Raw genomic sequence first — 22,635 nt, 5'->3', positions numbered from 1 at the left:
GATGTGAGAGCAAACGCTGAAATCGCTCTCACCCTATCGCAGCGCGGACGACGCCCCGAAAGCGGCCGCATCCGGGACGGAAAGCCTTGCCCGCCAACGGATACCGCCACAACCACCTTACTCGATGAACAGCAGTGCCGGAGATCCGGTCACCTTCGCTTGACCTCGAGTGCACTCGAGGTACCAGGATCGGCGGTGGTTCGGTACCGCGTCCGCGGATGCCCTCGCCGTCTCCCGTACACCCGGCGGCGAGGGCCCGGACCCCTTCCGCCTCCGCCTCGGTGTCGGTGGGCACGGTTAGGCTGGTCGGGTGCAGACCAGCCTCCTGCCACATGTCTCGGCCGCCAACGACCTGACGGCCCGGTGGTGCGCCGCCGCCGGTCGTGACGATTTCGTCGTCTCCGGATGCGGCGTGTGGCCGCTGCTCGGGCTGCTCGCCGGGGCCGCCGACGAACCGGCGCGCACCGAGCTGGCCGCGGCCGCCGGTCTGCCCGCGGCCGATGCGCAGGCGGGCGCGCTGCGCCTGCTCGAATCGCTCGCCGAGGCCGAGGCCGTGGCCGCCGCACTCGGCCTGTGGGTGCGCCGGGACATCGAGCTGCGGCCCGGCTGGGCCGGCACGCTGCCGCCCGGCACGATCGAGCCGCTCACCGACCAGGCCGCCCTCGATACCTGGGCGTCGGAGCACACCGCGGGCCTGATCCCCCGCTTCCCGCTCGACCTCACCGCCGAGACGGCGATGCTGCTGGCCACCGCCGTCGTCGCCCGCACCGCCTGGTCCGAACCGTTCCACGACGACGTACTGGAGCCGGCCGCCGGACCCTGGCACGGCCATCGCGGGCCCGGACTGTCGCGCTATACCAAGCAACTCGGCGACGCGGCCGTGCTGACCGGCCCCGAACCGGTCACCCGGGTGGTAGTACGCGGCAGCGTCGACCTCGACGTCCATCTGCTGCTGGGCGAGGGCACGCCGGGAGCGGTGCTGGCCACCGGTTTCGGCGCGCTCGACGGCAGCGTCGAGGTGCGTGGCGACCTGCCCGTCGGCACCCGCGGCCCGGGGCTACGCGTCGAATCCACCCGCGCTATGTCGGATTCGCTGCGAATCCAAGTGCCGCCCTTCGAGATCCGCTCCGAACACGATCTACTGGCGAACGCCGGGCTGTTCGGCCTGCGCACCGCCACCGACCCGACGCGCGGCCACTTCCCCGCCATATCCGCCACCCCACTGGCGGTCGACGGGGCAAGTCAGAACGTCCTGGCCCGCTTCACCCGCGAGGGTTTCGAGGCGGCCGCCGTCACCGCCGTCGGATTCGCCGTCGCCGCAGCCCTGTTCCCACCGCGCCGGACCGTAGAGATCACCGTCACCTTCGACCGCCCCTTCGCCTTCCTCGCGGTCCACCGCCCCACCGGACTGGTCGTCGTCGCCGGCTGGATCGCCCGGCCACCCACCTGAACCGGGCTGAACCGCCGCTCCGCACCTCGCTCTGCGACCGAGCCATCACCTCACGATCCGACCCAGCGGCGGCTACATCGTCGCACTGCGACGATTGCCGGCCCACCACCTCACCACAGCGGCCAGCCTGCCACCTCACCGGACCGGCCCAGCGATCGCCTCGCCAGACCGGCCCGCTCGACCGGCGCATCGGTCTCCGCACCCGAACAGTTCGTGGCCGCAGAGATCGCCCGCCAGGTCGACCACAGCACACAGGTGACCGATTCGGACTGCTGTGGCCACCAGCGCACCCGGCAGTCACGCTCGTCGGCGACAGGCGCAGGCACCGACATGGCCGCGGCGGCGAATTCGGCGAATACCCCGCGAACGAATCGGCACGGTGCGGCTTGCGAAGATGGTGGGGTGTCCGAGCAATCCGAAACACCCATCCAGGCTGCGGCCGAACCTCGATGGTGGCAGCGGGTCGGGATGCTGGACCGGGTCCGGATCGGGCTGCTGGTCGCGGGTGGGTTGTGTGTCGCCACCGGGTTGCTGCCGCGGGCGGATGCGGCGGCGAATCTGCGGCGGATCGGACCGCTGCTGCTGTTCCTCGGCAGTGTCATCGTGCTGGCCGAATTGGCTCGTCAGGCACAGGTTTTCGATGTGATCGCGCATCGGCTCGCGATCATCGGCCGGGGCAACTACGTGGCGTTGTTCCTGTTGTGCGTGCTGTTCGCGGCGACGACCACGATGGTGCTGAATCTCGATACCACCGCGGTGCTGCTCACCCCGGTGATGCTGGCGCTGGCGGGGCCGGCTCGTATCCCGCCGCTACCGCTGGCGATGACGACGCTCTGGCTGGCCAATACCGCGAGTGTGCTGTTGCCGGTGTCGAATCTGACCAATCTGCTGGCCGCGAATCGAGTCGGGCTCGACGGCACGGATTTCGCCGCGGCGATGTGGTTGCCGCAGGTGGCGTCGATCGCGGTCACCATGGCGTGCCTCTGGTTGTGGTACTGGCGGCGGGGCAGCCGTGGCGTGGACCGATACCTGCCGCCGGAGCCGATCCGGCCCGAGGGTGGCCGGGAACGAGCGCTGCTGTACGCGACCGCGGCGGCGTGCGTGCTGTTCATCGCGGCGATTCCGGTCGTCGGCGACCGGATCGGCATCGCCGCCACGGTGGCGGCGGCGATCGCGGTGGCGGCGTTCGCATTCCTGGACCGGTCGGCGCTGCGCTGGTCGCTGATCCCGTGGCGGTTGCTGGTCTTCGTGATCGGCCTGTTCCTGGTGGTTCCGACCCTGGGGCGGCTGGGCCTGTCGCACCTGATGCGGAATGTCATCGGCAGCGACCCGGGCGCCGCCGGAGCCTTCCGGGCCGCGGCTTCCGGTGCGGGGCTGGCCAACCTCGCCAACAACCTCCCGGCCTACACCGCGGGCGAGGCGGTGATCCCGGCCGCGAACCACACCCAGTTGCTGGCGTTGCTCATCGGTACCGATGTCGGCTCGGTGCTGACGCCGTGGGCGTCGCTGGCGACACTGCTGTGCCTGGAGTTCTGCCGGACGCACGGAACTCGGGTGCCGATGGCCCGCTTCGTCGTCAGTGGCGCCGTACTCGCCGTGACGGCGACCGCCGCGGCGACCGCGGCCCTGGTCTGGACGCGGTGACCGCGGTTACTGCTGGCCGGGCTTCAGGGTCAGGAACAGGCCGTTCGCCTCGGCACACAGGCGATCGCCGTCGTACAGGGTGCCGAGCACGTAGATCTTGCGGCCCTCGCGCCGGTCGGTCCAGGCGCGGGCGGTCAGTTCCTTGTTCAGCGGTGTGATCGAACGGTAGTCGATGGTCAGAGACGCTGTGCGCGTGGGTGATTCGCCGTAGAGCGAGGCGATCGTGCCGAGCAGGCTGTCGAAGGCGACACCGATGTGCCCGCCGTGCGCGGCGGCGTTACCACCGAGGTGGGAGGTGCGGAAGGTGATCCGGGCCTCCACATTGTCACGATCGGCGTGATCGATGACGAACGGCGGCAGCGTGATGTTCCCGTTCGCCGGGAGATCGCGGCGCACCCAGCCGGGCACCGACCACTCATCGACCACGGTGTCGTCCAGCAGGTCGTTGAGTTCCTTCAGCCGGGCGATCGCCGCCAGTGCCGCCTCGTCCGACGGACAGGACAGCCGCACCCGGTCCATCAGCCCGCGCACCTGCTCGATGTACTCCCCGAAATGAGGTCCGCCACGGAGGTCGCCGACCAGGTCGTGCCGGTCCAGGCCCGGCATCGGCCGGAAGCCACCCTCGTGGTGTTCCCTGCTGGGCAGTGCGTCGGCAGGATTCTCAGTCATAAGAATCACGTTATCGCCCAGCATTCCCGATGCCCGCATCCACGCGTCCGACTGTGAGCACTGTTACCCGGGCAGGACCGACGCCACCACTTGCAGCATGGCGGCGCGTACCCGCTGCTTCTCCCCCGCGCGGGCCAGTCGCGGCAACAGTTCCGCACCCAGTGGCGCCATCAGCAGGGCGCCGACCATCTGCGCGTCCAGGTCCGGACGCACCTGCTCCAGCAGCGCGGTGACGTGCTCACTCCAAAAGACATGCAGCTGTTCGGCATCCGCGTGCGGCGGCATCGCCTGGTAGGCGAGCATCAGTTCGGCGTTGTCGACCACCATGTCGGTGAACGCGGCGAAGAAGGCGAGCAGTCGCTCGCCCGGTGGTGCGCCGGGGCCGAGCGGCGGCGGCCCCTGCACGACCGCGTCCCGCAGGGCGTAGGCATGCTCGCCGATGAGTTCCAGCAACAATCCGGCACGGCTGCCGAAGCGGTGGAAGATGGTGCCCTTACCGACTCCGGCCGCCGCGGCCACCCGGTCCATCGTCACCGCGTCAGCGCCCTGCTCGGCCAGCAGCGCCGCCGTCGCATCCAGGATCGCACGACGGTTGCGGGCGGCATCCGCGCGTTCTTTCGGCCGCTCTCCGGCCATGTCACCACCGTCCTTGACAAAGTTGACCGACGGTCCATATCGTATGCCCGCATAAGTTGACCGATAGTCCAGTTATGGAGATGCCATGCAAGCAGTCCTGATGTCGGAAGCCGGTGGGCCCGAGGTGCTGATCGCCCGCGAGATCGAGGATCCACGGCCCGGTCCGGGCGAAATCCTGGTGGACACCACGGCGATTCCGGTGTTGTATCCGGAAACCCTGCTTCGCTCCGGAGCCTTCCCGTTCCCCGTGCCGATGCCGGTGGTGTTCGGATTCCAGGCCGCCGGGGTGATCACCGCCGTGGGACCGGGAACAGCCCCCGCCCTGTGCGGCACCCGCGTGGTGGCCGCCACCGCCGGGCTCGGCGGCTATGCCGAGAAAGTCTGCGTACCAGCCGAATTCGCCACACCGATCCCGGACGGGCTGGATACCGACGCCGCGGCGGCGGTGCTGATGGGCGGCTCGGTCGCGATCTCGCTGCTCGAGACCGCGGCGCTGAGTGGCACCGAGACGGTGCTGGTACAAGCGGCAGCGGCCGGGGTCGGGGGTTCGCTGACCCAGCTGGCGAGGCGATTCGGCGCCGCGCGCGTCATCGCGACGGCGGGTGGCCCGCGCAAGGGTGACAGCGCCCGCGCGCTCGGGGCCGACGAGGTGCTGGATCACCACGATCCGGACTGGCCGGAGCGGCTGCGCGACGTACTGGGTGACGCGACGATCGATATCGTCTTCGACGCCATCGGCGGCCGGACCGCGGCTCGATTGCTGCCCGCGCTGACACCCCTGACCGGACGCATCCTCGGGTACGGGCAGCTGTCCGGCAGCCCGGCGGAGGTGACCGCCACCGATCTGATGGCCGCCGGCCTCACCTATTCCGGCTGCGCGGGCCCAGCGTGGCTGGGCCGGGTCGCGGCGGCACGCGGCGCGGCCCTGGAACTCGCCGCGACGGGCGCACTCCGCCCGATGCTCGGGCCCGTACTCCCGCTGGATCAGGCCGCGCGGGCCCACCACCTGATCGAGCAGCGGGCCACGGTGGGGACGATCATCCTGCGCCCGAATCACGCTGCGGGATGAGATGATTCGCCCCGGCCGGCGATGACCGGGGCAGGGCCGCCGGACCGTCAGCCGGTGATCTCCCACTCGAACACCACGAGTTCGGAGGCACCCGAGGTGTGGATCGGATCGGTGGCGACCAATTCGCGTGCGGCATCGAGGTTTTCGGCGAGGATCACGTAGGCGCCGCCGGTGCCGTCGGTGAAACGGCCGGTGCAGTCCAGATTTCCGGTCGAGCGCACCTCGGCCAGCCAATCCCGATGCGGTTCGGCGACCGCGTCGGTCCAGTCCGGCGTCCGCAGGGCCAGCACCAGGTATTTGTACATCTACACCTCACCGTCCGGGCGCGGAACCGCGCGAGTGGCGGCCGCGGCGGCGCGCACCTGCGGCGCCACTTCCACGACCCGGCCGAGAACGCCGTTGACGAAGCCGGGGGAATCGTCGGTGGACAACTCCTTCGCCAGCTCCACCGCTTCGTCGACGGCGACCACCGGCGGCACGTCGGCGGCGTGGAACAACTCCCACACCGCCACCCGCAGGATGGCGCGATCGACGGCGGGCAGCCGCTGGAGCATCCAGTCCTGGAGGTACGACTCGATGGCGCCGTCCACCCGGTCGAGGTCGTCGGCGACGCCCTCGACCAGGGTGCGGGTATAGGGATTCACCGGCGCGACGGTGTCGTCCTTCGCCGCCAGTTGTACCCGGTCGTCGAGCAGATCGGCGGGATCGATGTCCCGTGCCTCGGCCTCGAACAACAAGTCCACCGCACGGCGACGGGCCTTGTGCCGAGCGCCGAGTTTCTTGTGCGGGGCCTTCTTGTCGCCCCCGGGCTGATCTGCCACCGGATCAGGCGTTGACGCGGCCGAGGTAGCTGCCGTCACGCGAGTCGATCTTCAGCTTGTCACCGGTGTTGATGAACAGCGGCACCTGGACCTCCGCACCCGTCTGCAGGGTGGCGGGCTTGGTGCCGGCGCTGGAACGGTCGCCCTGCAGGCCCGGCTCGGTGTGCGAGACCTCGAGCTCGACGGTGACCGGGAGCTCCACGTAGAGCACCTCACCCTCGTTGGTCGCGACCTGGACCTGCATGTTCTCCAGCAGGAAGCCGGCGGCCTTGCCGATGACCCGCTCGCCGATGTTGATCTGGTCGAACGTGTCGCCGTCCATGAAGATGTAGTCCGACCCGTCGTGGTACAGGTAGGTCATGTCGCGGCGGTCGACGTTGGCGATCTCCACTTTCACACCGGCGTTGAAGGTCTTGTCGACCACCTTGCCGGAGATGACGTTCTTCAGCTTCGTCCGCACGAACGCAGGACCCTTACCCGGCTTGACGTGCTGGAACTCGATAATCTGCTGGAGCTGATTGTCGATGCGCAGCACGATGCCGTTCTTGAAGTCACTGGTGTCCGCCACTGTCCTCGGGTCTCCTGTTCGTAGCAACCGGCGTCAATCGACGACGGTCAATTCTTTGCTGGTGAGCGTGAGCAGCTCGGGTCCCCCCTCGCGAACCACGAGCGTATCCTCGATCCGGACGCCGCCGCGGCCGGGGAAGTACACACCTGGCTCGACGGTGACCGCCACGCCTCCGAGGAGTGTACCCGCGCCCGTCTTGGCGATCCCCGGCGCTTCGTGGATCTGCAAGCCGACGCCGTGGCCGAGCCCGTGCACGAACAACTCACCGTGACCGGCCCCGTCGATCACCGCACGCGCCGCCGCGTCCACCTCGGCACACGGCACGCCCGGCCGCAGCGCCTCCCGGCCGGCCCGCTGCGCCTCGTACACCAGCGTGTAGACCTCCCGCTGCCAGTCCTCGGCCGCGCCGAGCACGAAGGTACGGGTCATATCGGAGTGGTAGCCGCCGACCACGGCACCGAAATCGAACTTCACGAAATCGCCGGTGGCCAGCACGGCGTCGGTGGGCCGGTGGTGCGGTACCGCGGAGTTGGCCCCGGCGGCGACGATCGTCTCGAACGACACCGCCTGGGCGCCGTGTTCGAACATCAGCCATTCCAGTTCGCGAGCCACCTGCCGCTCGGTCCGGCCGGGGCGCAGCCCGCCGCGCTCGAGCAGCGCGGCCAGACCGGCGTCGGCGGCACCGCAGGCGGCCCGTAGCTGGGCCACCTCGTACGGATCCTTGACCATCCGCAACTGCTCCACCAGGCCCGGCGTGGGGACGAACTGCAATCCGCTGGCCTGGTCCAGGAAGCCGCGGTGCTGGTCGACGGTGACGACGTGACTCTCGAAACCGATCCGCCCGACCTGCCACTCCCCGGCCAGCTCGACGAGCCGGCGGGCGACGGCCCGGGCGATCTCCGCGCGCAGGTCCGGCACCTGCTCACCGACCTGGGTGGCGTAGCGGCCGTCGGTGCAGATCACCGTCCGCTCCTCGGCGCCGTCCCAGGAATGGATCAGCAACGCCGCATTCGAGCCGGTGAATCCGGTGAGGTACCGGATGTTGATCAGATCGGTCACCAGTAGGGCATCCGCCCCGGCCTCCACCAGCAGATCGCGCAGTGCGGCCCGGCGAGCGGCGTAGTTGGGGCGCCCCGCGCCCTGGTCGACAGACATGAGTTCCACGCTACCGCCGTCGGGTCACGAACGATCGACCGCAGCGGGGAGCTGTGCACAGCCGCGAAGTTGTCCACATTCTGTGATCGCACCCCCTTTCCGGCGGCGGAAACGACCACCCTGATGGCATGTCCGCTATCGCAACCGTCCTCGCCCGCGCACTGCTGATCGCGTGGTGCGTACTGCTCACCACCACCGATCTGCGCACCCGGCGGCTACCGAATCTGCTGACCGGCACCGGCGCCGCCGCCGTCCTCGGGTACGCGGCGGTCACCGGCCGGTTCATGCCCGCACTGCTCGGCGCGCTGCTGCTGGCGGGTCCGTATCTGGTTGTGCACCTTGTGGTTCCGTCCGCCTGCGGGGCCGGTGACGTGAAGCTCGCGGTGGGGCTCGGCGCGGCGGCGGCGCAGGGAGGAGCGGCCGCGTGGGTCTGGTCGGCGCTCGGGGCGCCGGTGGTCACCGCACTGTTCGGCGGGGCACGGAGCATTCTGAGATCACCCGGCGGTGGCGTGGTCCCGCACGGACCGGCCATGTGCGCCTGTACCCTCGCCGCGCTGGGGTGGGTCGCGTGACGCGCCCGGCGGCCGGCTGCGGCGCTCCCATCTCCGGTGGTCATGGCGCTGCGCGGGCATCGGCCGGCGGCCACCGCGCGCATCACACCGGGCCGTGTGTCGGACGACCGGCGTTGACATGGAAAGATAGATATGTGTTGCGCTGGATTACTGCTGGAGAATCCCATGGTCCCGCCCTCGTCGCCATCCTCGAGGGGATGGTGGCCGGGGTCGAGGTGACCTCCGCCGATATCGGCACGCAACTGGCGCGCCGCCGCCTCGGTTACGGGCGCGGCGCCCGGATGAAATTCGAGGCCGACCAGGTGACCATCCTCGGCGGTGTTCGCCACGGTCGCACGATGGGCAGTCCCATCGCCGTCCAGATCGGCAACTCCGAGTGGCCGAAGTGGACCCAGGTGATGGCCGCCGACCCGATCGACCCGGCGGAGCTGGCCGAACTGGCCCGCAACGCCCCGCTGACCCGGCCGCGGCCCGGCCATGCCGACTACGCCGGCATGCTCAAGTACGGCTTCGACGACGCCCGCCCGGTGCTGGAACGCGCCAGCGCCCGGGAGACCGCGGCACGGGTCGCCGTCGGCACCGTCGCGCGGCAGTTCCTGCGGCAGGCACTGGGTGTCGAGGTCATCTCGCACGTGGTGTCGATCGGCACGGCCGCGGCCGCCGCCGGGCTGGTCCCCACCGCCGCCGACCTCGCGGCGATCGACGAGTCGCCGGTGCGCGCCTTCGACAAGGCGGCCGAGGCGGCGATGATCACCGAGATCGAAGCGGCCAAGAAGGACGGTGACACCCTCGGCGGCGTGGTCGAGGTCGTCATCGAGGGCCTGCCGATCGGACTGGGCTCGTTCTCCAGTGGTGAGAACCGGCTCGACTCGCGGCTGGCGGCGGCGCTGATGGGTATCCAGGCGATCAAGGGTGTCGAGGTGGGCGACGGTTTCGAGACCGCCCGCCGCCGCGGTAGTCAGGCGCACGACGAGATGCGGCCCGGCCCCGACGGCGTGCTGCGCTCCACCAACCGGGCCGGTGGCCTGGAGGGCGGCATGACCAACGGTGAGACGCTGCGGGTACGGGCCGCCATGAAGCCGATCTCCACCGTGCCGCGGGCACTGGCAACGGTCGACATGGCCACCGGCGACGAGGCCGTCGCCATCCATCAGCGGTCGGACGTGTGCGCGGTACCCGCCGCGGGTGTCGTCGCCGAGGCGATGGTGGCGCTGGTCGTCGCGCAGGCGGTGCTGGAGAAGTTCGGCGGGGATTCGCTGCCGGAGACGGTCGGCAACGTCGACGGCTACCTGAAGCGGATCGCCGCCCGCCCGCATGTCGCGGGCCCGGTCACGCAGGAGGCGTAGTTGATCGTGCAGACCGACCCGCGCCGTCCGTGCGTGGTTCTGGTCGGGCCGCCCGGAGCGGGCAAGTCGACGATCGGCCGCAAGCTGGCCAAGGAACTCGGGGTCGACCTGTTCGACACCGATGCCGGGATCGAGGCCGAGACCGGACGGACCATTCCGGACATCTTCGCCACCGACGGTGAGCCGGAATTCCGGCGCATCGAGGAACGCGTGGTACGACGTGCCATCCTCGCCGAACGTGGCATCGTCTCGCTCGGCGGTGGCGCCATCCTGTCGGCGGCCACCCGCGACCTGCTCCGGGGCCGCACCGTCGTCTACCTGGAAATCAGCATCGCCGAGGGCCTGCGCCGCACCGGGGGCAACAACAACCGCCCGCTGCTGGCCGGCGACGATCCGGACGAGAAGTACCGCACGCTGATGCGCCATCGGCGGCCGCTGTACCGCGAGGTCGCCTCGGTGCGAGTCCGCACCGACGGCCGCAGTCCGGGCCGCGTGGTGCGCAACATCATGACGAAGCTCGACCTCGAGTCGATCGTGCCCGTCGCCGAACCGGAAGCGGAAACCCCGCGCCTCGCGCGTTCCCGCCCGCGCCGCCGTCGCGGCCGCACCACCGAGACAGCTGCTGCGGGCACCTCGCCCGCCGCCGACTCCGCCTTATTGACCGAACCCGGTACCCCGGCCACGAAACGCCGAACCCGGCGCGGCGGCCGCCGTTCGCGCGGCGCGACCACACCGGCCGCCCCCGAGACTGACTCGACCGATACCAGCACGGCCACAACCGAATCCGGCACCGACTCCCCCATCGCCGCCGTTGCCCGCACCGGTGCCGACCCTGCCCCCAGCGGACGCCGACGCCGCCCCCGACGCCGACGCCGCGGCACCTCGGCCGAGACGCCCTCGCCCTGCGACACGGCCGCCCACGGCTCCACACCGGATGCGTCCGAGGCCCTCCCCCGGCCGGCATCGAATCCGCAGGCCGTGTCCGGCAACGCGTCGCCGGCCGTGTCCGCCGGCGGGTCCGGCCGACCGTCATCGACGGCACCGAGTTCCGGCACCGAATCCGACAGCACGCGAACCACATCGGACATCACCGCCGCATCCGACGCCACACCGTCGACCGCCGGTGACATCGCCACCGCGCCCGCCGATATACGACACGCCCGGTCGAGCAGCCGATCCCGCCGCAGCCGTGCACGTGGAGCGGCAGTCACCGATCCCGCGACATCGGACAGCGCGAACTCGGCACCGCGAAACCCCCAGTCCGGCAACCGATCACGCGGCAGCTCGACCGATCCATCGACGAGCGTCGACGGCAACCCCTCGACCGGATCGCGAAACACCGATCCCGGCAATCGATCCCGTCGCGGCCGCGATCAGCGACCCGCACCGGCGGCGACCCTCGCCGCGCTCGCACACAACTCCGGATCGACCACTACCGACGGCCGGATACCGGAAAGCACGCCCGAGGGCAACGCCCGCCGCTCCCAGCGGCGAACCGCACGACGCCCCTCCGGCCCACCCATACCACCGTCGACCACGGACCGGACCGCCGCCACGGATTCCGCCGACCTCTCGCACCCGGCCACGACCGATCAGGCCATCCCGCCGCAGGCCGCGACGGCCGACACCGCCACTTCGGAACCGGTGGCCACCAGGGCGCCCTCGGTCGTCGAACGGACCACCACGGATTCTGCCGCCCAGCAACCGGTCCCTCCCCCGACGCCAACCGCTGCCCGGCAACCAGCTGACGCCGCAGGTACCACTGCCACACTCCAGGCCACAACCGACCCGGCCATCGCCGCTCGGCTTGTCGAGGCTGCCGCCGCCACTCGATACCCAACCGCCGCTACGGAATCCACCGCTGTCCCAGAAGTGGCGACAGATATAGCCAGTGCTCGATGGCCCTCAGCAGACGCGGAGACCGGCCCGCAAGCCACCGCGGACACAGACGCCACCGATTCCGGCACCGTCTCCCGAGTGGAAATCGCCACGGCCACAGCCGCACAGACCGCGACAGACCCGATCACCAGCCCGCAGAACGCCCCGAGCACGACCACCACCACGGGTTCCGGCATCGCCGCGCACCTCGCCGCTGCCATGGATTCCACTGCCACCTCCAGAGTTGCGACGATCGCTGGCCCACAGTCGGCTGCGGATTCAGTCGCCGGGCCACAGATCGCCACGAAATCCGCCGGGACCACGAGCGACGTTGTCCCAGCCGGGACCGTCGCACCCGGGGGGACCGGCGACCCACAGCCAGCGGCGGATGCTGCCGCCAGGCCACAAAACGCCGCGGAATCCGCCGCGACCACGAGCCCCACCGTCGCGGCCGGGCCGACCGCCGACCCACAACCAGCGTCGGATTCAGTCGCCGGGCCACGGATCGCAGCGGAATCCGCCGGGACCGCGGGCGCCACCGTCCCAGCCGGGACCGTCGCGACCGGGGCGGCCATGGACCCACAGCCTGCGGCGGACTCTCTCGCCGGGCCGCAGGTCGTCGCGGAATCTGCCGGGGTCACGGGCGTCGGTGTCCCGAATGGGGTCGTTTCGTCCGGATCGGTGGCGAATGTGGTTGCCCAGCACGGTGATTCGTATGGGTCGCCCGGCGACCGGATCAGTTTCCCATCAGCGCTAGCAGAATCGGAGCCGCACGCCCATGAGTGAGCCGACCCGCATCGAGGTTCGCACCGCCGCACCGTATCCGGTGATCATCGGGCGTGGACTGCTGAGCGACCTGGTCGATCAGGTGACCGGTCATCGCGGCGTGCGCACGGTCGCGATCTTCCATCAGCCGCCGCTCACCGAGACCGCCGAGGTGGTTCGGCAGGCGTTGGCGGACAAGGGGATCGACGCGCATCGGATCGAGATTCCGGATGCCGAGGCGGGGAAGGAACTGCCGGTCGCGGGGTACTGCTGGGAGGTGCTCGGGCGGATCGGGCTGACCCGGCAGGACGTCGTGGTGAGTCTCGGGGGTGGCGCGGCCACCGATCTGACCGGATTCGTGGCGGCCACCTGGATGCGCGGGGTGAAGGTCGTGCACGTGCCGACCACGCTGCTGGCGATGGTCGACGCGGCCGTGGGAGGTAAGACCGGGATCAATACCGAGGCGGGCAAGAATCTGGTCGGCTGCTTCCACGAGCCGTCGGCGGTGCTGGTCGATCTGGCGACGCTGGAGACGGTGCCGCGCAACGAGATCGTCGCGGGGATGGCCGAGATCATCAAGACCGGTTTCATCGCCGACCCGGTGATCCTGGACCTGATCGAGCGGGATCCGCAGACCGCGCTCGATCCGACCGGGGAGGTGCTGCCGGAACTGATCCGCCGTTCGATCCAGGTGAAGGCCGATGTGGTGGCCGCGGACCTCAAGGAATCCAGCCTGCGCGAAATCCTCAACTACGGTCACACGCTCGGCCACGCGGTCGAGCGCCGGGAGCGGTACCGGTGGCGGCACGGCGCCGCGGTCGCGGTGGGGCTGGTGTTCGCCGCGGAGCTGGGCCGGCTGGCCGGGCGGCTCGATGATGCCACCGCCGACCGGCACCGCAGCATCCTCACCAGCGTGGGCCTGCCGGTCAGCTACGACGCGGACGCACTGCCGCAATTGCTGGACACCATGCAGACCGACAAGAAGACCCGTGCGGGCGTGCTGCGCTTCGTCGTCCTCGACGGCCTGGGGAAACCCGGCCGTCTGGAGGGACCGGATCCGAGCCTGCTCGTCGCGGCGTATGCCGCCATCGGCCGCGAATCCAGCGGTGACGGCGGCGCGGTGCTGCTCTGACGGTCGCGGGGCCCGGCCGAAGATTTCCGGCCGCGCCGGACAACGAGCCCAGCCGATAGCTCCGGCCGGGCGCAGGTCCTCGACTGGGCTGACCAGGTGAGTTGGGCGGACAGGCCAGGCGCAGGCGCTCAGGCTGCGTAGGACGAACGAACCGGGCCGGCGGCTCCGGGCCGGCACGGACGCTCCGGCTGGGCCGGACAGGCGGGTTCAGCCGATGGCTGCGGCCGGGCGCGGATGCTCCGGGTGGGCCGCGACCGCGCCGGGCGGATGGCCGATCAGGCGGCGGCGGCCGCGCCGTTGCGGTTTTCGCGGTCTGCCAGGAAGCGGCCGAGGGCGACGCCGGCCATGGCGGGCACGAAGATCAGCAGCACGATGAAGGACGCGCCGGCGGTCAATTCGAAGACCAGGCTGTTGCCGCCGAGGTCCATCTTGGGCAGCAGGTCGACCACCCAGGCCACCAGGCCGCTGCCCAGGCCGCCCGCGACACCGGCCTTCAGCCAGCGGACGGTGAGGTCCGCGCCGCCGCGCTCGGGGTCGGGGTTCGCCTGCCGGTCGTTACGGCCGTCGGCCAGGCCCCACGCGGCCACCGAGACGAGGATGACCGCGAGGCACAGGATGCGCAGCCACGACCCCTGCGTCGGCCAGTGGATCATGGCGAAACCCAGCAGCGTCCGCAACGCCACGACCAGCACACCGAACGCCGTCGCACGCAACACCCACGCACTCATGTCGACCACCCTAACCCGAACCTGTCGAAGGAAACCCAAAAACAGTAACCGGTTACAGGAACGCACCCGGTATCGGACCCGGAAACAATACGAACCGTTCGGCCTTTTTGACGGATGTCCAGCAGGGTGGACACACTGTCCCTCGACGCCGGGGAGGTTCCGGCGGGAGGGAGGAGCAACACATGTCCGCAACCATCGCCCGGCTCGCCGCCGCGGCCCTGCTCGGCACGCTGATCCTGTGCGGCGGCAATGGAATTCACGGCACCGTCCGCGCCGCCGACCAATGCCACGAGGGCTTCTGCGACGACACGCCACAGGTGCCACTGGTGACGCCGGGCAGTAACGCCACCGCCCCGGTCGCCGGCTGGGCCCGTGCCCTGATCTCCGGCAGCGCAGCATAAGACGGACCTGCGGCACCGCCGGACACCACGACCTCCGGCGGTGCCGCAGACACCACGTTCGAACCAGGGAGTGCACCGGCCGATCGGGGCCAACGACCGGACAGCACACGCGGTCGACGGGTCACGTGACGGCCTCGCGATCGTGTTGCGGCGCTGGGCAATCCCCGCTCAGTGGTCGAGGACCGCGGCCATGGCCGCCTTCGGCGCCGGGCGGCCGGTGAAGTGTTCGACCTGCCGGTACGCCTGGTTCAGCAGCATGTCCAGACCGCTGACCACGGTGTGCCCGGCACGCTGGACCGCTGCCGCCAGCGGGGTCGGCCACGGGTCGTAGATGGCGTCGAGGACGACAGGGGCGGCGGCGACCGCGTCCACCACGGCGGCGACGCCGGCGGACGGCACCGTGCTCACCGCGGCGTCGGCCTCGGCGGCGACCGCGCGGACGGCCTCCGCGTCGAAGCCGATCAAGGTGGTGGCGAGGCCCAGTCGCTCGGCCAGCTCGAGTGTGCTCGCGGCCCGGTGCGCGTCGCGCGCGACGACGGTGACCGCCCGGGCGCCCAGCTCCGAGAGCGCCAGCAGGGCCGGGCGGGCGGTGCCGCCCGCCCCGAGCAGCACCGCGCTGTCGACCTTCTCGACGCCGCCCTCCTGCAACGCGCCGCGCACCCCGTCGATATCGGTGCAATCGGCGCGCCAGCCCGTGGCGGTGCGGATCAGGGTGTTCACCGAACCGACGAGCACTGCCCGCTCGGTGTGCTCGTCGGCGAATTCCAGGGCCGCGACTTTGCCGGGCATGGTCACCGACAGGCCGATCCACTCCGGGCCCAGGGCGCCGACCAGGCCCGGCAACTGCTCGCCGGTGCATTCGATGCGCTCATAGGTCCAGTCCAGGCCGAGCGCCCGATAGGCGGCCAGATGCAGTTGGGGCGACCGCGAATGCGCGATGGGGCTACCGAGCACGGCCGCACGGCGACCGTGCCACTCGCCGCCGTCCACCGCTGCCGATCGCGTCGTTGCGACTGGCCGGCTATCGTCCACTGTCCAGAATTCCGCTCTGCCGGGCGCGATCGATATTGCGCAGGTGTTCGCTGTAGCTGTCGGTGAACAGGGTGGTGCCCTGTTTGTCGACGGTCACGAAATATAACCACGGCCCCGGCGCCGGATTTTCGACGGCCCGCAGTGCCTCCAGCGACGGCGACGAGATCGGTGTCGCCGGGAGCCCGGACATGGCATAGGTGTTCCACGGCGTGCGGCGCGCCCGGTCGGCATCGGTGGTGGCGACCTCGGTGCGGTCCAGGGTGTAGTTGACCGTGGAGTCGAACTGCAACGGCTGGTTGGCCGCCAGCCGGTTCACGATCACCCGCGCCACCTTGGCCATGTCGTTGGGCAGCGCCTCGCGTTCCACCAGGGAAGCCGCGGTCAGCACCTGATACGGGTTCAGGCTGTTGGCGGGACTGCCGCCGGCCACACCGGTCGATTCGTAGCTGTGCGCGCTGGCGCTCACCAGTTGCGCGAGCATCTGCTCGGGTGTGCCGCTCGGATCGAAATCCCAAGTGCCGACCGCGATCAGGCCCTCGAGCTGCCGGCTGCGATCCGGCGCCTGCCGGACCGCGTCCATCGCCCACGCCGGGACGCCCAGCACACTCGGATCACCCGCGCCGGCGGCATCCAGTTGTTCGTAGGTGACGCACTTCTTCTCCGTGCCGGTGCCGATGCAACTGGCGTCGGCGATCTTGCGGTAGATGCCCTCCATCCGCGCGCCGGTGCTGACGTCGTTCGAGTCGTGCAACTGCCGTCCGCTGGACACCACCACATTGCCGACCCGGGCGTCCTTGCCGACCAGCGCCGCGGCCGCGTCGGAGCCCTTGCTGTGCGAGGGCACCGCGTAGAAGCCGGGTTGCACCGACTTCATCTCGCTGTTGCGCACGGCCGCCTCGTAGAAGGCGCCCGTGCTGGCCACCACGCCCTTGGTGAGCATGGTCTTGGCGATCTGCTCGGCGGTGTCGCCGGGCTGGACCTGGACGACCACCAGTGGGCCGGCCGGGCCGGAATAGTCGGCGGGATTGCCGAATTTGCCGCTGACGAACTTGAATCCGGCATAACCACCCGCGGCGAGGATCAACACCGCGATCAGGGTGCCGAGCAGGATGACGTTGCGCCGCCGCCGACGGCGTTCGGCGGCGCGCCGCGAGGCGGCCCGGGAGCGACGGCTGCCGCGACCCGACGAGCCGCCCGACCGGGCGCGTTTGGGTCGCCGGGCGTCCGCGCCCCGGGTCCGGCGTTGCGACGGCGTGGTGACCACAGGCAGATTCTCGTCCGTGTCGTACGCATCGTCCGTATAACGCGGAATGACCGTGGTGTCGTCGTCCTCGTAGGCGTCGTAGGGACGGTCCGCACGGTCGCGATCGCCGCGTGCCCGCGCGCCGCCGCCGGTGGTTCGCCCGGCCGCGGGCGGGACCGCGGGCTGTTCGCGGCTGCGCGCCGCGGGGCCCGCCGCCACCCGGGCAGGGGCCACCGGGACATCGCGGCCCGGGGCCGGGTAATCGTCGTACTCGTCATCGTGGTAGTCGTCGTCCGCGTAGTCCGGGTCCGCGTAACCGGGGGCGGCGGCGCCCGGCGTGGCATAGCCGGGGCTCGCGTGCCGGGGCGCGGCATAGACCGGTTCCATCGGCCCGGACGCCGGAAAGCCCGGATCCAGCGGCCCGGACGCCGGATAGGCGGGATCCGCCGAGCCGGGTGCGAGGTGGGCCGGATCCGCACGACCGGGCGTCGCGTAGACCGGATCGGCAGGACGGGCCGCGGGATGGTCGGGATCCGCGCCACCGGGTGTCGCGTAACCCGATGCCACACCGGGAGTCGCGTAGCCGGGCGCCACGCCGGAAGCCGCGTAACCGGGATCCGCGCGGCGGGCCGCGTGATCGGGGTCGCCGTAGCCGCTGTAGTCCGGATCGGCATAGGCCGGATAGTCGCGGCTGGGGTGGTCGTCATCCAGGTAGTCGTCGTCGTCCGATACCGCCGCGTGCCGCGCCCGGCGAGCGGGTGCGGGCCGCTCGTCAGCGCCCCAGTCCTGATCCTCGCGCCGATACCGGCGCGCTTCGGTCTCCTGACGATAGCGCTCTTCGGCCCGGCTCCAGCGGTCGCTCATTCGAGCACCTCGCCGCGTCCGTCACCGGCCGACCTCAACACCGCACTCCGTTCGTCCAACCAAGTCTGCAGGATCGCAACGGCGGCCGCCTGGTCGATCATCCGCCGCTGGCCACGTGCGCGAACTCCGCTCTCCCGCAACGCACGTGCAGCTGACACGGTAGTCAAACGTTCGTCGGAAAGTCGTATGGGGAGCGCGGGCAAGAGCGTCCGCAAACTCTTCGCGAAATCGACAGCGAGCCGCGCCGACGTGCCACTTTCACCCCGGAGCGTCCGAGGGAGACCGACGATGACTTCGACTGCCTCATATTCCAGCACAATTTCAGCTATCCGCGCGAGATCGGCTGCCTTCGCGCCTTTTCCGCCACCGGCCCGACCCGGCCCGCCCTTGCCTCCGGCGCGCACCACAGTTTCCACCGGGGTCGCCAGGATCCCGTCCGGGTCGCTGGCGGCGACACCGATGCGGACGGTGCCCACATCGATGCCGATCCGCCGACCGCGGCCGGGATCGGTTGCGGCACTTGGTCGATCACTCCCCATGCGTGCGGGATCGAGCGGTGGATCCGAGTGGTCGGAACTGTCCATCAGGCGGCGAGCTCGGCCACCCGCGCCCGCACCGCGGCCAGTCCGGCCGGTATCCCCTCCGGATTCGCGCCCGCGCCCTGGGCCATCTCCGGCTTCCCGCCGCCACGTCCGGCGATACTGGGCCCGAAGCTGCCGACCAGGTCACCGGCCTTCAGACCCAATTCCTGCGCCGGCTTGTTGACGGTGACGACGAACGGCACCTTGCCGTCGGCGTTGCCCAGCAGCACCACCACGGCCGGCTCGCCGCCGAACCGGCCGCGGATATCGGTGGCCAGCGTGCGCAGATCGCCCGCGCCGACGCCCACCGGCGCGGCCGCGGCCACCAGCAGTACCCGGCCGACCCGCTCGGCGTCGTCGACGAACTGCGCGGCCTGGGCCAGCACCGCCTGTACCTTGGTGCGCTCGAGCTCCTTCTCGGCCACCTTCAGCCGCTCCACGAGTTGTTCGACGCGGCCGGGCACCTCCTCGGACGGCACCTTCAGCGAGGCCGCGACACCGGCGAGCAGCGCCCGCTCCTTGGCCAGGTACTTGTAGGAGTCCAAGCCGACGAACGCCTCCACCCGGCGCACCCCGGAACCGACCGAGGACTCACCCAGCAGCGTGATCGGGCCGATCTGCGAGGAATGCCCGACGTGGGTACCGCCGCACAGCTCCATCGAGAACGGGCCGCCGATCTCCACGACGCGGACCTCGTCACCGTAGTTCTCCCCGAAGAGGGCCATCGCGCCCATCTTCTTGGCCTTGTCCAGGTCGGTGACGAAGGTGTTGACCGGGAAGTCCGACCCGACGGCGTCGTTGGACAGTGCCTCGATATCGGCCTTCTGCTGCTCCGACAGCGCACCCTGCCAGTTGAAGTCGAAGCGCAGGTAGCCGGGCTTGTTCAAGGAGCCCGCCTGCACCGCGTTCGGGCCCAGCACCTGCCGCAGCGCGGCGTGCACCATGTGGGTGCCGGAATGCCCCTGGGTGGCCCCGCGCCGCCAGGCCGGGTCGACCTGTGCCAGCACCGTGTCGCCCTCGGTGAGCTGCCCCTGTTCGACCGTGGTCTTGTGCACCCACAGCTGCTTGGCGACCTTCTGCACGTCGTTGACGCGCACCTTCAGCCCGGCCGCGGTGATGCTGCCGCGATCGGCGATCTGACCACCGGCCTCGGCGTACAGCGGACTGCGGTCGAGCACGACCTCCACGTCCTGACCGGCATGCGCGACCGGGACCCGGACGCCGTCGGCGATCAGGGCCAGCACCGTGGCCTCGGAGGTCAGCTCGTCGAAACCGGTGAACTCGGTCGGGCCGCGATCGACGAACTCCTTGTAGACGGTGAGGTCGGCGTGCGCGTGCTTGCGGGACTGGGCGTCTTCCTTGGCCCGCTGCCGCTGCTCGGCCATCAGCTCCCGGAACCCCGTCTCGTCGACCTCGAGGCCGGCCTCGGCGGCCATCTCCAGGGTCAGGTCGATCGGGAAACCGTAGGTGTCGTGCAGGGTGAACGCGTCGTTGCCGGAGATCCGCTTGCCGCCGGAGGTGCGGACCTCGTCGACGGTCTCGTCGAACAGCTTGGTGCCGGTGCTCAGCGTCTTGAGGAAGGCGGTCTCCTCGCCGACGGCGACGTTCTCGATCCGCCGGAAGTCGGTGCCCAGCTCCGGATACGAGGGGGCCATCAGCTCGCTGACGGTCTTCATGAACCGGGCCATCACCGGCTGGTCGGCGCCGAGCAACCGGGCCGAGCGCACGATCCGGCGCAGCAACCGGCGCAGCACGTAGCCGCGGCCGTCGTTGCCGGGGTTGACGCCGTCGGCGATCAGCATGGCCGCACTGCGGGCGTGGTCGGCGATGACGCGGAAGCGGATGTCGTCGGTGTGCTCGACGCCGTACGACTTACCGGTCAGCTCCTCGGCCTCGGTGATGATCGGCCGTAGCAGGTCGGTCTCGTAGACGTTGTCGACGCCCTGCAACAGGAAGGCGACCCGCTCGACGCCCATGCCGGTGTCGATGTTCTTCTTCGGCAGCGGGCCGAGGATCTCGAAATTGTCCTTGCCGCGCCCCTCGCCGCGCTCGTTCTGCATGAAGACGAGGTTCCAGATCTCCAGATACCGGTCCTCGTCGGCCTCCGGGCCGCCGTCGCGCCCGTACTCCGGCCCACGGTCGAAGTAGATCTCCGAGCACGGCCCGCACGGCCCCGGAATACCCATCGACCAGTAGTTGTCGGCCATGCCCCGGCGCTGGATGCGCTCGGACGGCACGCCGAGCGACAGCCAGATCCGTTCGGCCTCGTCGTCGTCGAGATAGACGGTGACCCACAGCTTTTCGGGATCGAAGCCGTACCCGCCGTCGGCCACGTCCTTGGTCAGCAACGACCAGGCGAGCTCGATGGCCCCGCGCTTGAAGTAGTCGCCGAAGCTGAAATTACCGGCCATCTGGAAGAAGGTGTTGTGCCGGGTGGTGATGCCCACATTCTCGATGTCGAGGGTTCGCACGCACTTCTGGACACTGGTCGCGGTGCTGAACTGCGGGGTCTGCTGACCGAGGAAGTACGGGACGAACTGGACCATGCCCGCGTTGACGAACAGCAGGTTCGGGTCGGCCAGGATCAGCGAAGCACTGGGTACCTCGGTGTGTCCGGCACGGACGAAATGGTCCAGGAAGCGCCGTCGAATCTCGTGGGTCTGCACAACCATCCAGCCTACCGGGAACGATCCACCGAGTTTTACGGGGCAGGATCTACTTTCCGCGCACGATCCGGCGCAGCTTCGTCACCCGGGGGCCGACCTCGCGTTCGTATCCGTGGTCGGTCGGGAGGTAGTAATCGGCGCCCACCAACTCGTCCGGCGGGTACTGCTGCGGCAGCACGCCGTCGGGGTGATCGTGCGGGTACCGGTAGCCCTGCGCGTGGCCGAGGGCGGCCGCCCCGGCGTAGTGGCCGTCGCGCAGATGCGGCGGCACCGCACCGGCCTTGCCCGCGCGGATGTCGGCCATGGCGGCGCCGAGGGCCGCGGGCACCGCGCCGGATTTGGGGGCCGTGGCGATGTGGATGGTGGCGTGGGTGAGCGCCAGTTGCGCCTCCGGCATGCCGACGAGCTGGACCACCTGTGCGGCGGCCACCGCGGTCTGCAACGCGGTGGGGTCGGCCATGCCGACCTCCTCGCTGGCCTGGATCATCAACCGGCGCGCGATGAAGCGCGGATCCTCGCCGGCGCTGATCATCCGGGCCAGATAGTGCAGGGCCGCATCGACATCGGAGCCGCGCAGCGACTTGATGAACGCGCTGATCACGTCGTAGTGCTGGTCACCGGCGCGGTCGTAGCGCACCGCCGCCTTGTCGACGCTCGCCTCCACCAGATCGACGTCGACCACGCCGTCCAGCGAGGATTCCGCGGACGCCTCCAGCGCGGTCAGCGAACGCCGGGCATCGCCGCCGGCGATGCGCACGATGTGATCCAGCGCGGCCTCGGTGACGGTGTAGGCCCCGCCCAGACCGCGTGGATCCGCGACGGCACGCTGCAACACCTCACGAATATCGTTGTCCGACAACGACTGTAGCTGTAGCACCAGCGACCGGGACAACAACGGGGACACTACCGAGAAGGACGGGTTCTCCGTCGTCGCGCCGACCAGCAGCACCACGCGGTTCTCCACCGCGGCCAGCAGCGCGTCCTGCTGGGTCTTGGAGAAGCGGTGCACCTCGTCGATGAACAACACCGTCTGCTCACCGGCCAGCAGGCGGCGGCGGGCCACGTCGATGACCGCGCGCACCTCCTTCACCCCGGCCGACAGCGCCGACAGCGCCTCGAACCGGCGGCCGGTGGCCTGCGAGATCAGCGAGGCCAGCGTGGTCTTGCCGGTGCCCGGCGGCCCGAACAACAGCACCGAGGCCGCGCCGGAACCGTCGATCAGCCGCCGCAGCGGTGAGCCCGCACCGAGCAGATGCCGCTGCCCGACCACCTCGTCGAGGCTGCGCGGGCGCATCCGTACCGCCAGCGGGGCCAACTGCCCGGCCGACTCCCCCATCCGGAATTCGGCGCCGCCGGACACGCCCTCGGCGGGCTCCCCCGGAGCATCGAAGAGCCCCTCGGTCATGCCGCGGCCA

The 22,635-nt window shown here is 70.4% G+C and carries 20 protein-coding genes and 1 pseudogene; 8 read left to right on the top strand and 13 right to left on the bottom strand.

All coding sequences use genetic code 11. The features are described from left to right. Window positions 1-310: 310 nt before the first annotated feature. Complete coding sequence (locus LBW94_RS02470) at window positions 311-1,450, top strand: serpin family protein (protein WP_225056534.1); 1,140 nt, start codon at window positions 311-313, stop codon at window positions 1,448-1,450. A 110-nt stretch (window positions 1,451-1,560) separates the two neighbouring features. Here LBW94_RS02470 and LBW94_RS02465 read toward each other — a convergent pair whose 3' ends face one another. Continuing rightward, window positions 1,561-1,776, bottom strand: coding sequence for a hypothetical protein (locus LBW94_RS02465; RefSeq protein ID WP_225056535.1), 216 nt, complete (start codon window positions 1,774-1,776; stop codon window positions 1,561-1,563). Between the two features lie 76 nt (window positions 1,777-1,852). On the opposite strand from LBW94_RS02465, the gene LBW94_RS02460 reads away from it, so the two are divergent. Further along, a complete protein-coding gene (locus tag LBW94_RS02460; RefSeq protein ID WP_225056536.1) occupies window positions 1,853-3,094 on the top strand; it encodes an SLC13 family permease in 1,242 nt (413 codons plus the stop codon). 6 nt (window positions 3,095-3,100) lie between these two features. Here the strand turns inward: LBW94_RS02460 and LBW94_RS02455 are convergent, their stop codons facing one another. Beyond that, a complete protein-coding gene (locus LBW94_RS02455) occupies window positions 3,101-3,763 on the bottom strand; it encodes a PaaI family thioesterase (RefSeq protein ID WP_225056537.1) in 663 nt (220 codons plus the stop codon). Between the two features lie 63 nt (window positions 3,764-3,826). Further along, window positions 3,827-4,399, bottom strand: a complete 573-nt coding sequence (locus LBW94_RS02450) for a TetR/AcrR family transcriptional regulator (protein WP_225056538.1) — start codon at window positions 4,397-4,399, stop codon at window positions 3,827-3,829. Window positions 4,400-4,484: 85 nt separating this feature from the next. Here LBW94_RS02450 and LBW94_RS02445 point away from each other — a divergent pair, with 85 nt between their 5' ends. Further along, window positions 4,485-5,468 carry a quinone oxidoreductase family protein gene (locus LBW94_RS02445; protein WP_225056539.1) on the top strand — a complete coding sequence of 328 codons (984 nt, stop codon included), beginning with the start codon at window positions 4,485-4,487 and terminating at the stop codon, window positions 5,466-5,468. A 47-nt stretch (window positions 5,469-5,515) separates the two neighbouring features. On the opposite strand, the gene LBW94_RS02440 is transcribed toward LBW94_RS02445, so the two are convergent. From LBW94_RS02440 to LBW94_RS02425, 4 genes are read right to left on the bottom strand one after another with little or no spacing between them, the layout of a single operon-like run. Beyond that, on the bottom strand, window positions 5,516-5,773 hold the full coding sequence (locus LBW94_RS02440) for a YciI family protein (RefSeq protein WP_225056540.1): 258 nt from the start codon (window positions 5,771-5,773) through the stop codon (window positions 5,516-5,518). After that, window positions 5,774-6,289 carry a transcription antitermination factor NusB gene (gene nusB / locus LBW94_RS02435; RefSeq protein ID WP_225056541.1) on the bottom strand — a complete coding sequence of 172 codons (516 nt, stop codon included), beginning with the start codon at window positions 6,287-6,289 and terminating at the stop codon, window positions 5,774-5,776. Window positions 6,290-6,293: 4 nt separating this feature from the next. Continuing rightward, window positions 6,294-6,857, bottom strand: coding sequence for an elongation factor P (gene efp, locus LBW94_RS02430; RefSeq protein WP_225056542.1), 564 nt, complete (start codon window positions 6,855-6,857; stop codon window positions 6,294-6,296). Window positions 6,858-6,890: 33 nt separating this feature from the next. After that, the gene (locus LBW94_RS02425; protein ID WP_225056544.1) at window positions 6,891-8,012 is read right to left on the bottom strand and encodes a M24 family metallopeptidase; all 1,122 of its coding nucleotides are present in this window, start codon (window positions 8,010-8,012) and stop codon (window positions 6,891-6,893) included. Between the two features lie 128 nt (window positions 8,013-8,140). Between LBW94_RS02425 and LBW94_RS02420 the strand changes: the two genes are divergently transcribed. The 4 genes and pseudogenes from LBW94_RS02420 to aroB all read left to right on the top strand — a co-directional run bounded on the left by LBW94_RS02420 (window position 8,141) and on the right by aroB (window position 13,705). Continuing rightward, window positions 8,141-8,584, top strand: a complete 444-nt coding sequence (locus LBW94_RS02420; RefSeq protein ID WP_225056546.1) for a prepilin peptidase — start codon at window positions 8,141-8,143, stop codon at window positions 8,582-8,584. Between the two features lie 134 nt (window positions 8,585-8,718). Beyond that, window positions 8,719-9,930: a chorismate synthase gene (gene aroC / locus LBW94_RS02415; protein WP_225056548.1), complete on the top strand. Its 1,212-nt coding sequence runs from the start codon at window positions 8,719-8,721 to the stop codon at window positions 9,928-9,930. Window positions 9,931-9,933: 3 nt separating this feature from the next. After that, window positions 9,934-10,449, top strand: a pseudogene (locus LBW94_RS02410) (shikimate kinase); the annotation flags it as partial. A gap of 2,137 nt (window positions 10,450-12,586) precedes the next feature. Then, on the top strand, window positions 12,587-13,705 hold the full coding sequence (gene aroB, locus LBW94_RS02405) for a 3-dehydroquinate synthase (RefSeq protein ID WP_225056550.1): 1,119 nt from the start codon (window positions 12,587-12,589) through the stop codon (window positions 13,703-13,705). 275 nt (window positions 13,706-13,980) lie between these two features. On the opposite strand, the gene LBW94_RS02400 is transcribed toward aroB, so the two are convergent. Further along, complete coding sequence (locus LBW94_RS02400; RefSeq protein ID WP_225056552.1) at window positions 13,981-14,433, bottom strand: B-4DMT family transporter; 453 nt, start codon at window positions 14,431-14,433, stop codon at window positions 13,981-13,983. Between the two features lie 182 nt (window positions 14,434-14,615). On the opposite strand from LBW94_RS02400, the gene LBW94_RS02395 reads away from it, so the two are divergent. Beyond that, complete coding sequence (locus tag LBW94_RS02395; RefSeq protein WP_225056554.1) at window positions 14,616-14,834, top strand: hypothetical protein; 219 nt, start codon at window positions 14,616-14,618, stop codon at window positions 14,832-14,834. 168 nt (window positions 14,835-15,002) lie between these two features. On the opposite strand, the gene LBW94_RS02390 is transcribed toward LBW94_RS02395, so the two are convergent. From LBW94_RS02390 to LBW94_RS02370, 5 genes are read right to left on the bottom strand one after another with little or no spacing between them, the layout of a single operon-like run. Further along, a complete protein-coding gene (locus LBW94_RS02390) occupies window positions 15,003-15,824 on the bottom strand; it encodes a shikimate dehydrogenase (protein WP_225056556.1) in 822 nt (273 codons plus the stop codon). A gap of 31 nt (window positions 15,825-15,855) precedes the next feature. Beyond that, window positions 15,856-17,973, bottom strand: coding sequence for an endolytic transglycosylase MltG (locus tag LBW94_RS02385; RefSeq protein ID WP_225056558.1), 2,118 nt, complete (start codon window positions 17,971-17,973; stop codon window positions 15,856-15,858). After that, entirely contained in the window at window positions 17,970-18,557 is a 588-nt protein-coding gene (gene ruvX / locus LBW94_RS02380) for a Holliday junction resolvase RuvX (protein ID WP_416276842.1), read from the bottom strand. Before ruvX ends, LBW94_RS02385 begins: the two co-directional genes overlap by 4 nt. Next, on the bottom strand, window positions 18,557-21,220 hold the full coding sequence (gene alaS, locus LBW94_RS02375) for an alanine--tRNA ligase (RefSeq protein WP_225056676.1): 2,664 nt from the start codon (window positions 21,218-21,220) through the stop codon (window positions 18,557-18,559). Before alaS ends, ruvX begins: the two co-directional genes overlap by 1 nt. A gap of 49 nt (window positions 21,221-21,269) precedes the next feature. After that, entirely contained in the window at window positions 21,270-22,625 is a 1,356-nt protein-coding gene (locus LBW94_RS02370; RefSeq protein ID WP_225056560.1) for a replication-associated recombination protein A, read from the bottom strand. Between the last annotated feature and the right edge of the window lie 10 nt (window positions 22,626-22,635).

Source organism: Nocardia sp. alder85J (assembly GCF_020176955.2).
Taxonomy (GTDB): Bacteria; Actinomycetota; Actinomycetes; order Mycobacteriales; family Mycobacteriaceae; genus Nocardia.
This window is presented reverse-complemented; position numbering and strand designations above follow the sequence as displayed.